The sequence below is a fragment of the Kitasatospora sp. NPDC004614 genome, from assembly GCF_042873675.1.
Classification (GTDB): Bacteria; Actinomycetota; Actinomycetes; order Streptomycetales; family Streptomycetaceae; genus Kitasatospora.
In genome coordinates this window covers 217,731-225,147 of the sequence record NZ_JBIALR010000005.1, presented here as the reverse complement: position 1 = coordinate 225,147, position 7,417 = coordinate 217,731, and the positions used below count along the sequence as shown (strand labels likewise).

Annotated in this window: 9 protein-coding genes; 4 read left to right on the top strand and 5 right to left on the bottom strand. The window is 74.2% G+C overall.

Annotated elements, in window-relative coordinates; genetic code table 11:
- Positions 1 to 211: 211 nt before the first annotated feature.
- Positions 212 to 1,318: a chemotaxis protein gene (locus tag ACFYST_RS14965; RefSeq protein ID WP_387649505.1), complete on the bottom strand. Its 1,107-nt coding sequence runs from the start codon at positions 1,316 to 1,318 to the stop codon at positions 212 to 214.
- 168 nt (positions 1,319 to 1,486) lie between these two features.
- Positions 1,487 to 1,888, bottom strand: coding sequence for a DUF2809 domain-containing protein (locus tag ACFYST_RS14960; RefSeq protein WP_387862364.1), 402 nt, complete (start codon positions 1,886 to 1,888; stop codon positions 1,487 to 1,489).
- 137 nt (positions 1,889 to 2,025) lie between these two features.
- On the opposite strand from ACFYST_RS14960, the gene ACFYST_RS14955 reads away from it, so the two are divergent.
- Both ACFYST_RS14955 and ACFYST_RS14950 read left to right on the top strand, forming a co-directional pair.
- Positions 2,026 to 2,568, top strand: a complete 543-nt coding sequence (locus tag ACFYST_RS14955) for a 2'-5' RNA ligase family protein (RefSeq protein WP_387649510.1) — start codon at positions 2,026 to 2,028, stop codon at positions 2,566 to 2,568.
- A gap of 177 nt (positions 2,569 to 2,745) precedes the next feature.
- Positions 2,746 to 3,522, top strand: coding sequence for a methyltransferase domain-containing protein (locus tag ACFYST_RS14950; RefSeq protein ID WP_387862361.1), 777 nt, complete (start codon positions 2,746 to 2,748; stop codon positions 3,520 to 3,522).
- Positions 3,523 to 3,529: 7 nt separating this feature from the next.
- On the opposite strand, the gene ACFYST_RS14945 is transcribed toward ACFYST_RS14950, so the two are convergent.
- Complete coding sequence (locus ACFYST_RS14945; RefSeq protein ID WP_387649515.1) at positions 3,530 to 3,931, bottom strand: pyridoxamine 5'-phosphate oxidase family protein; 402 nt, start codon at positions 3,929 to 3,931, stop codon at positions 3,530 to 3,532.
- Between the two features lie 6 nt (positions 3,932 to 3,937).
- Here ACFYST_RS14945 and ACFYST_RS14940 point away from each other — a divergent pair, with 6 nt between their 5' ends.
- On the top strand, positions 3,938 to 5,512 hold the full coding sequence (locus tag ACFYST_RS14940) for a DUF2252 domain-containing protein (RefSeq protein WP_387862358.1): 1,575 nt from the start codon (positions 3,938 to 3,940) through the stop codon (positions 5,510 to 5,512).
- Positions 5,513 to 5,636: 124 nt separating this feature from the next.
- Here the strand turns inward: ACFYST_RS14940 and ACFYST_RS14935 are convergent, their stop codons facing one another.
- Positions 5,637 to 6,515 carry a hypothetical protein gene (locus ACFYST_RS14935; protein ID WP_387862356.1) on the bottom strand — a complete coding sequence of 293 codons (879 nt, stop codon included), beginning with the start codon at positions 6,513 to 6,515 and terminating at the stop codon, positions 5,637 to 5,639.
- A gap of 73 nt (positions 6,516 to 6,588) precedes the next feature.
- Positions 6,589 to 6,786: a hypothetical protein gene (locus tag ACFYST_RS14930; protein WP_387862353.1), complete on the bottom strand. Its 198-nt coding sequence runs from the start codon at positions 6,784 to 6,786 to the stop codon at positions 6,589 to 6,591.
- A gap of 87 nt (positions 6,787 to 6,873) precedes the next feature.
- Between ACFYST_RS14930 and ACFYST_RS14925 the strand changes: the two genes are divergently transcribed.
- Entirely contained in the window at positions 6,874 to 7,380 is a 507-nt protein-coding gene (locus ACFYST_RS14925; protein ID WP_387649527.1) for a GNAT family N-acetyltransferase, read from the top strand.
- Positions 7,381 to 7,417: the final 37 nt, after the last annotated feature.

The following is a 7,417-nucleotide window of genomic DNA, read 5'->3' as shown; positions in this document are numbered from 1 at the left end:
CCGTACCGCGCGTGCTGGGCGCGTCCACCGAGTGAGCCCGGACGTGCGTCAGGGGCCCGTACCGCGCGTGCTGGGCGCGTCCACCGAGTGAGCCCGGACGTGCGTCAGGGGCCCGTACCGCGCGTGCTGGGCGCGTCCACCGAGTGAGCCCGGGCGCGCGTCAGGGGCCCGTACCGCGCGTGCTGCCGCGGTGCGGGCCCCTGACGGACGTTCAGTAGCGCAGGTCGGCGGCGATCCGTCCGGCGTCGGAGAGCGTGCCGTCAGGGACGAAGCGGACCGTGGCACCGGCGTCGAGGGCGCGTTCGATGACCTCGTCGACGATGTCCTCGCGGGCGCCGGGCTCGTCGGCCTGCGCGGGCACCAGGTGGTCGCCGTCGTCGCGGACGGTGGTGCGGAAGTTCTCCTCGACCACCAGCAGTGCGATCCGGCCCTCACCGACGGTCTGCCAGACCTCGTCCAGTCCGGCCGCGAAGGCCTTGCGGCCGCGGGCCTTGTCGAGCTGGGCGAGCGCGTCGGAGATCTCCTGGTCGGCGTGGGCCCGGACGGCGGGTTCGACCACCTGGCGGACCTTCTCGGCGCCAAGCTGGGCGAGGCCGCCGTGCGGAACCTGCGCGGCGGATTCCTTGGCCATCGGGCCGACGGCGTCCAGCAGGGCGAGCGCGGGGGCGTCGCCGAACACGAACAGCGGGCGGGGGTCGGCGGCCAGCACCTTGGCGATCTCGGTGTCGGCCTGCCGCAGGAAGGTCTTGGTCTCCTCGTCGCGGAAGGTGCTGGGGGTGTCGCCGATCTGCTCCTGGCGTTCCGGGTCGGGGTTTTCGTGCTTTTCGTACTCCCGGATCAGCGGGAAGCCGTAGCCGGTCTCCTCCGTCACCCGCTCGTCGATGCCGCCCCACAGCACCACCCGGTCGGCGGCGACGGCGAGCACCCAGTGCGGGCGCTCGGCGATCTGCGCGGCGACCAGGTTGCGGGTCAGGAAGGTGTCGGACAGGACCACCCGGGCGGCGGCGGTACGGCCGAGTGACCACACCTGGTGCTCGCCGGGCGCGGCGAGGATCGCCAGGCCGTCCTCGGCGTGCACCAGGTCGACCTCCTTGAGGGCCTGGTCGAGCTGCCCCAGCACGTCGATCCGGACGGCGCGGTCGACCTGGGGATCGGCCTGGACCCGCTCCTTCGCCTCGGCCACCAGATTGCGCAGCCGGACCGGGTCCTGCGCGTTGTCAGGCTCCCGCCGGTGCGTGGGCATCAGGATCGACACCGCCGGGTACGGGCGCGGCCGGCGCAGCTCGGCGAGGACGGCGGGGCTGAGGGCGGGGTGCATGGAGACCCTTTCCGAAGGCGGTTCGGCCTTCTGTGGCGGTTCGGCCTTCTGTGCGTGGACGCGCGAAGCCTGTGCTCTGCTCCAGAATGTCCCAAATGTACCCATCTGCCCGGCGGCGCGTCCCCCCGCCGGCCCGGCCGACACGCCGTGTTCGGCCGTTCCCCCCACCTACCGCCGGCCGCGCCCCCCGGCGAGGCGGCGGGCGGCGAGGTGGGCGGCGACGGCGGCGAGTGCGCCGAGGGTGTAGCCGAGCAGGTCGGACGGGTCGAAGGTGGTGCCGAGGGCGAGCCGGGCCAGGCGGCTGTGTGCGGCGAGCGCCTCGGGGACGCCGGTGAGCTGGAACGTCTCGACGGCGAAGCTGGTGGCGAGCGCGGCGGCACCGGAAGTCCACGGCCGCAGGCGGGGCGCGGCGGCCATCAGCAGCGTGTGCAGCAGCGCGGTGTAGAGCGCCCCGCCGAGCAGCGCCCCGGCGGCGGACGGCAGCAGGCCGGGGGCGACCAGGCCGAGTGCGACGACGGCCGCGGCGGCCAGCAGCCAGCGGGCGCGGCTGCGCATCTGACTGGACGTCAATATCCTTTCCAGCGGCGGATGGTGGGGCTCGGACGGGTGAGGTGGGCGTGGCGGGTGCGGGTAGCTGGTGCGCATCCGCACAGCCCATCACACGGGTCGGTCGCGGGTGCGCCCGGGGCGGGCCCTACGGTGGGGGCATGCGAACCATCGAGTTGACCTGCGCCCCGGCGCTGGACCGGGCGGTGCGGACGGTGTGGCGGCAGTTGGCCGACGGCGGGGTGGACTCGCTGGCGGACAATCCGCACCCGGCGCACCGGCCGCACCTGACGCTGGCGGCGTGCGGGGCGGTCGAACCGGAGCAGCTCGCGGAGCTGGGTGAACTCCTGGCCGCCGCACTGCCGTTGGAGGTCCGGTTCACCGGTCTGCTGTCGTTCAGCGCGCGCAGCCGGCGGCGGGTGCTGGCCTGGGGCGTGGTGCCGAGCCCGGAGCTGGTGGAGCTGCACCGCGAGGTGTGGCGGCTGCTGGCCGCCGCCCCCGACCCCAATCCGCTGTATCTGCCGGGCCGTTGGATGCCGCACCTTGGCCTGACCCGTCGTCTCGAACCGGACGCCCTCGCGCAGGCCCACGACCTGCTGGGCCGCCACCCGGACCTGACCGGAACCTTCGACGCGGCGCGGACGTTCGACTCCGAGACCCAACTCACCGTCCCGCTAACGCCGGTGGCTCCGCGAAGCCACTGACGCGCTAACGCCGGTGGCTCCGCGGGGCCGCCGACGACCGGCCCGGCGCAGGGTCGGGAATGCGCCACGGCTCCCCCCTCGAACGCGCTGCCGCTCCCCCTGACCTCCCCGGCGTACGCCCCTTGTCCTGGCGAAAGACGCTTCCCTGGCGAGTCCGGGTTTGATTGACTTCCGGTCATGACCTCCCCTGTGTTCGAGACCGTGCCGCCCCACCCGATCGCCTACCTGGATCGACTGGCCGTCTCGGATCTCGGTCTCGCCTACAAGGCGACGATGCTCACGGCGCTCGCCGCCGAGCGCGGCCACACCGTGGTGGACCTGGGGTGCGGCCCGGGCACGGACCTGGCGGCGCTGGCCGAGGCGGTCGGCGCGGAGGGCGCCGTGTACGGGGTGGACCACGACCGGGAGGCGGCCGACGCGGCCACCGACCGGACGGCGCACCTGTTCCAGGTCGCGGTGCGGCTCGCCGATGTGCACGACCTGCCGCTGGCGGACGCCAGTTGCGACCGGGCGCGCACCGACCGGGTGCTGCAGCACGTCGCGGATCCGGCGCTCGCGCTGCGCGAGGCCCGCCGGGTACTGCGTCCCGGCGGCCTGCTGGTGCTGGGCGAACCGGACTGGGGCACCCTGACGATCGACCACCCGGAGCCGTCGCTGACCGCCGCGTACACCCGGTACGTCACCGACCACGCGGTGCGCAACGCCCGGATCGGCAGTCAACTGCCGCGGCTGGCTGCCGAAGCCGGTCTCGAGGTGGTCGACGTCCACCCGCTCACGCCGGTCTTCCGCGAGGTGGCCTCCGCCGACCGGGTCCTCGGCCTCCAGCGGGTCACCCGGCGCGCCGTCGCCGCGGGCTACCTCTCCCCCGCCGACGCCGACCGCTGGCTCGCGCACCTCGCCACCGGCCCGTTCCTGGCCACCGTCACCTTCCACGTCGTCACAGCGCGCGCCTGAACACCGCTCAGGCGCGGCCGAGGGCCCGGTCCACGGTGATCTCGATGACCACCCGCTCCGGGTTCTCGCGCGGCTGGCGGTAGCGCTCGGCGTAGCGGCGTTCGGCGTCGGCGACGGACGCGGCGTCCTGCCGGATCACGGCGCGGCCCTCCAGGGTGGCCCAACGCGCCCGGTCCACCTGGCAGATGGCGACCCGCTGCCCGGCCTCGCCGGCGGCCAGCACGTTGCGGACCTTTCGGCTCTCCCGGCTGCTGATCACCCGGGCGATCCCGGTCTCGGGGTCGAAGGTCGCACCGACGGGCACCACGTGCGGGGTGCCGTCGGGGCGCAGCGTGGTGAGGGTGCACAGCTGGTACTCGCGCCAGAACGCGAGGTAGGCCGGGTCGAGGTTGTGGATGTCGTGTGCCATGCCCGCATGGTACGGCGGGCCCCCGGGCGGCTCCGTGGCGGCCCTGGGGCGGACCCGCCCGCGGGGGTGCGGGCCGGGCCGGGTAGCGTCACCGCTGGTAGGGGCGGTCCCTGTCGGAATGCGGCGCGGTGGCGGAGGGAGTCCGGGGTGGCGACGGTGGAGGTCCGGGAGGGCGGGCAACTGTCTTTCTCCGCACGGCGGTTCACGGTGGACGGGTTCGCCTCGGCCCCGGACCCGGAGGGCCCGAAGCGGCGCGGGAAGCTGCTGCGGGAGCGGGTGCCGCTGGAGTCGCACGCCGGGCTGGTGCTGTCGGCGTCCCGGCCCGACGTTTTGGCCGCGGTGGAGTCGGCGAACGTCGGCCGGCTGCCGCACCTGGTGCCGCTGCGGGTCGGGCGGATGGCGGCGTCGCCGTTCGCGTTCCTGCGCGGTTCGGCCGGCCTGATGGCGCACGACCTGGCGACCACCCCGGTGAGCGGCGTCACCGCGCAGCTGTGCGGGGACGCGCACGCGGCGAACTTCGGCCTGTACGGGGACGCCCGGGGCCGGCTGGCGCTGGACCTGAACGATTTCGACGAGACGGTCGTCGGCCCGTGGGAGTGGGACCTGAAGCGGCTGGTGGCGAGCCTCGTCCTGGCCGGTCGCCAGCTGGGCGCGGACGAACTCGCGTGCCGGCAGGCCGCGTTCGACGCGGCGGCGACCTACCGGCGGACGGTGCGGCGGCTGGCCAAGCTGCCGGCGCTGGACGCGTGGAACGCCTGGGACGCCATCGCCGAGCACCAGTTGGTGGAGTTCGCGGACGCGCACGAGCTGAGCGAGGTGCTGGCGGCGGTGTCGGCGAAGGCGCTGCGCAACACCGGCGCGAAGTTCGCGGCGCGCTCCACCGTCCTTACGGAGGACGGGGGTTGGCGGTTCGTTCCGGCTCCGCCGATCCTGGCCGAGGTGACGGACCGTCAAGCCTCGCTGATAGCAGGCGCGTTGGCCTCCTACCGCGACACCGTGCCGGCGGATCTGCACCCGCTGCTGGGCCGGTTCCAGGTCCAGGACGTGGCGTTCCGGGTGGTGGGCACCGGCAGTGTCGGCACCCGCTCGTACGTGGTGCTGCTGACCGACCGCCGGGGCGGGCCGCTGGTGCTCCAGGTGAAGGAGGCCCGCCCGTCGGTGCTGCTGCCGCACCTGGTGCGGGCCGGGTTCCCGATACCCGCGGAGGGCGGCCACGAGGGCCGCCGGGTGGTGCTCGGGCAGAAGCGCATGCAGGTGGTGTCGGACCCGCTGATGGGCTGGACCAGCGTCGCCGGACTCCCGTACCAGGTACGCCAGTTCCGCAACCGCAAGGGCAGCGTCGACCCGGCCGCCCTGACTCCCTCCCAACTCGACGACTACGCCCGCCTCACCGCCGCCCTCCTCGCCCGCGCCCACGCCCACACCGCCGACGCCGCCCTGATCGCCGGCTACTGCGGCAAGGACGACCGCCTCGACGAGGCCCTGACCGCCTTCGCCATCACCTACGCCGACCAGTCCGAAGCCGACCACGCCGCCCTTCTCACGGCGATCCGCACCGGCCGCCTCCCCGCCGAGAGCTGACCGCCGGGGCGGCAGGGGCGGGCCCGGTGACCTGCGATTCGTCCCGGTCCAGCGTCCGGCCGCGACGCTCTCGCCGGCGTCGTCTGCCTCCGGGTCGGCTGAGCCAGGGCTCCGGTGAGGCCTGTTACGCCTCCGGCAGCCGCCACTCGAACACGATGAGGTCGTCCTCCCAGCGGCTCGGTTCGCCGAGTACGTCAATGGCCTCGGGTACGCGCAGCAGGGTGCGGTTGCGGAGCAGGTCGCGGCGTTCGCCGGATGTGAGGGCGCGTTCCTCGGGACTGAGGTTCAGCGGGTGGTCGGTGGCGAGTTCGGGGTCTCCGTCGATCGGGCGGTCGCCCTGGACGTTGAGGTGGTCGCCGTCCGGGGTGCGGTAGTCGAGGCGGAAGTCGGTGCGCCACTGGGAGTTGGAGCCCCAGCCGTGCGACCGGTCGTGGACGCGGCGGCCGCGGCGGCGGTACGTCCAGTACAGCGGGAACCTGTCGGCGACGCCGGCCTGCGCGTGGCGGGCGCCGGCCCGGATCCGCACGCCCGCACGGACGAACAGGAGCTGGCCGAGCATCAGGCCGGGCCAGCACACCTCGGTGATCTCGATCGGCGCGTCGGGGTCGGCGGCCTGCTCGACCTCGACGATCTCGTGCAGGAACGGGTCGAACGCGCCGTCGCCGTCGAAGCCTGTCATGCCGAGCCCGGTGAAGAACTCGCGGCAGGCGGAGACCGGCAGGTGCAGCCACGGCTCGACCTCCCTGCCGTCGGTGCACGGCGGCTGGTGGTCGAACACCAGGAGGTCGCTGACCCGGCTGAGGGCGTACAACTCCCAGACGAGGTACTGCCCGGAGGGCACGGACTCCTCGTCCTCCCACCAGCGGGTGGCGTGCTCGCCCGCCCGCGCCACGGCGCCGCGGTAGCCGCCCTGGGCACGCGCCAGCCACCGGTCGAGCACGTCTCGGGTCGTTCGCCCGCCCTCGCGGGACATCAGTGATTCGTACAGTTGGCGTGCATCCACCCCGTCGATCATGGCGGGCAGCGTAGGGCTCCACACGGGCCCGCCGCCACAGCATTTGCCCCCGCGGCGCCGCTCAGCCTTCCCCGAACCCCGCGACGACCACGCACCCGACCCACCCCACGGACAGCGCCGGCACTGCCGCGATGCCGGGGAACACATGGGCGGCGAGCCTGGCGACACGCGAGCCGTGCTCCCGCAGCGCGGCGAAGCAGACCAGCGCCACCGCGATCACCGGCACCGACCAGAACACCGCGAACGAACCGTCCGGCATCTCAACTCCCCTGACCCGCACCGACGCAGGGTGATCCTACTGCGGCAGGTGCGCCCGGCGCCTGCCGGGCGGGGCACAATGAGGCGCATGCGAGTACGAACGGTGCAGGTCGGGGAACTGTCGGCGCTTCAGGAGATCGAGCGGGCCGCCGGTCGGTGGTTCCACGAGGTCGGGATGGCGGAGATCGCGGAGGACGAGCCGCTGTCGGTCGAGGAGTTGGGGCGGTATGTCGAGGCGGGGCTGGCCTGGGTGGCGGTGGACGGCGAGGACCGGCCGGTGGCGTACCTGATCGCCGAGCGGGTGGACGACGCGTTGCACGTGGAGCAGGTCTCGGTGCATCCGGATGCGGCGCGCCGGGGTGTCGGGCGGGCGTTGCTGGAGCATGCGGCGCAGGTGGCGCGGGCCGACGGGCTGCCGGCGTTGACGCTGACGACGTTCGCGGAGGTGCCGTGGAACGCGCCGTACTACGCCCGTTGCGGGTTCCGGCCGGTGCCGGCGGAGTTGCTCGGGCCGGAGCTGCGGGAGGTGCGGGCGCGGGAGGCCGAACACGGTTTGGACCGCTGGCCGCGGCTGGCGATGCGCCGTACTCTCTGAGCCACCCGGTGCCCGCCCGGACGCCGGTGAGTGCCAC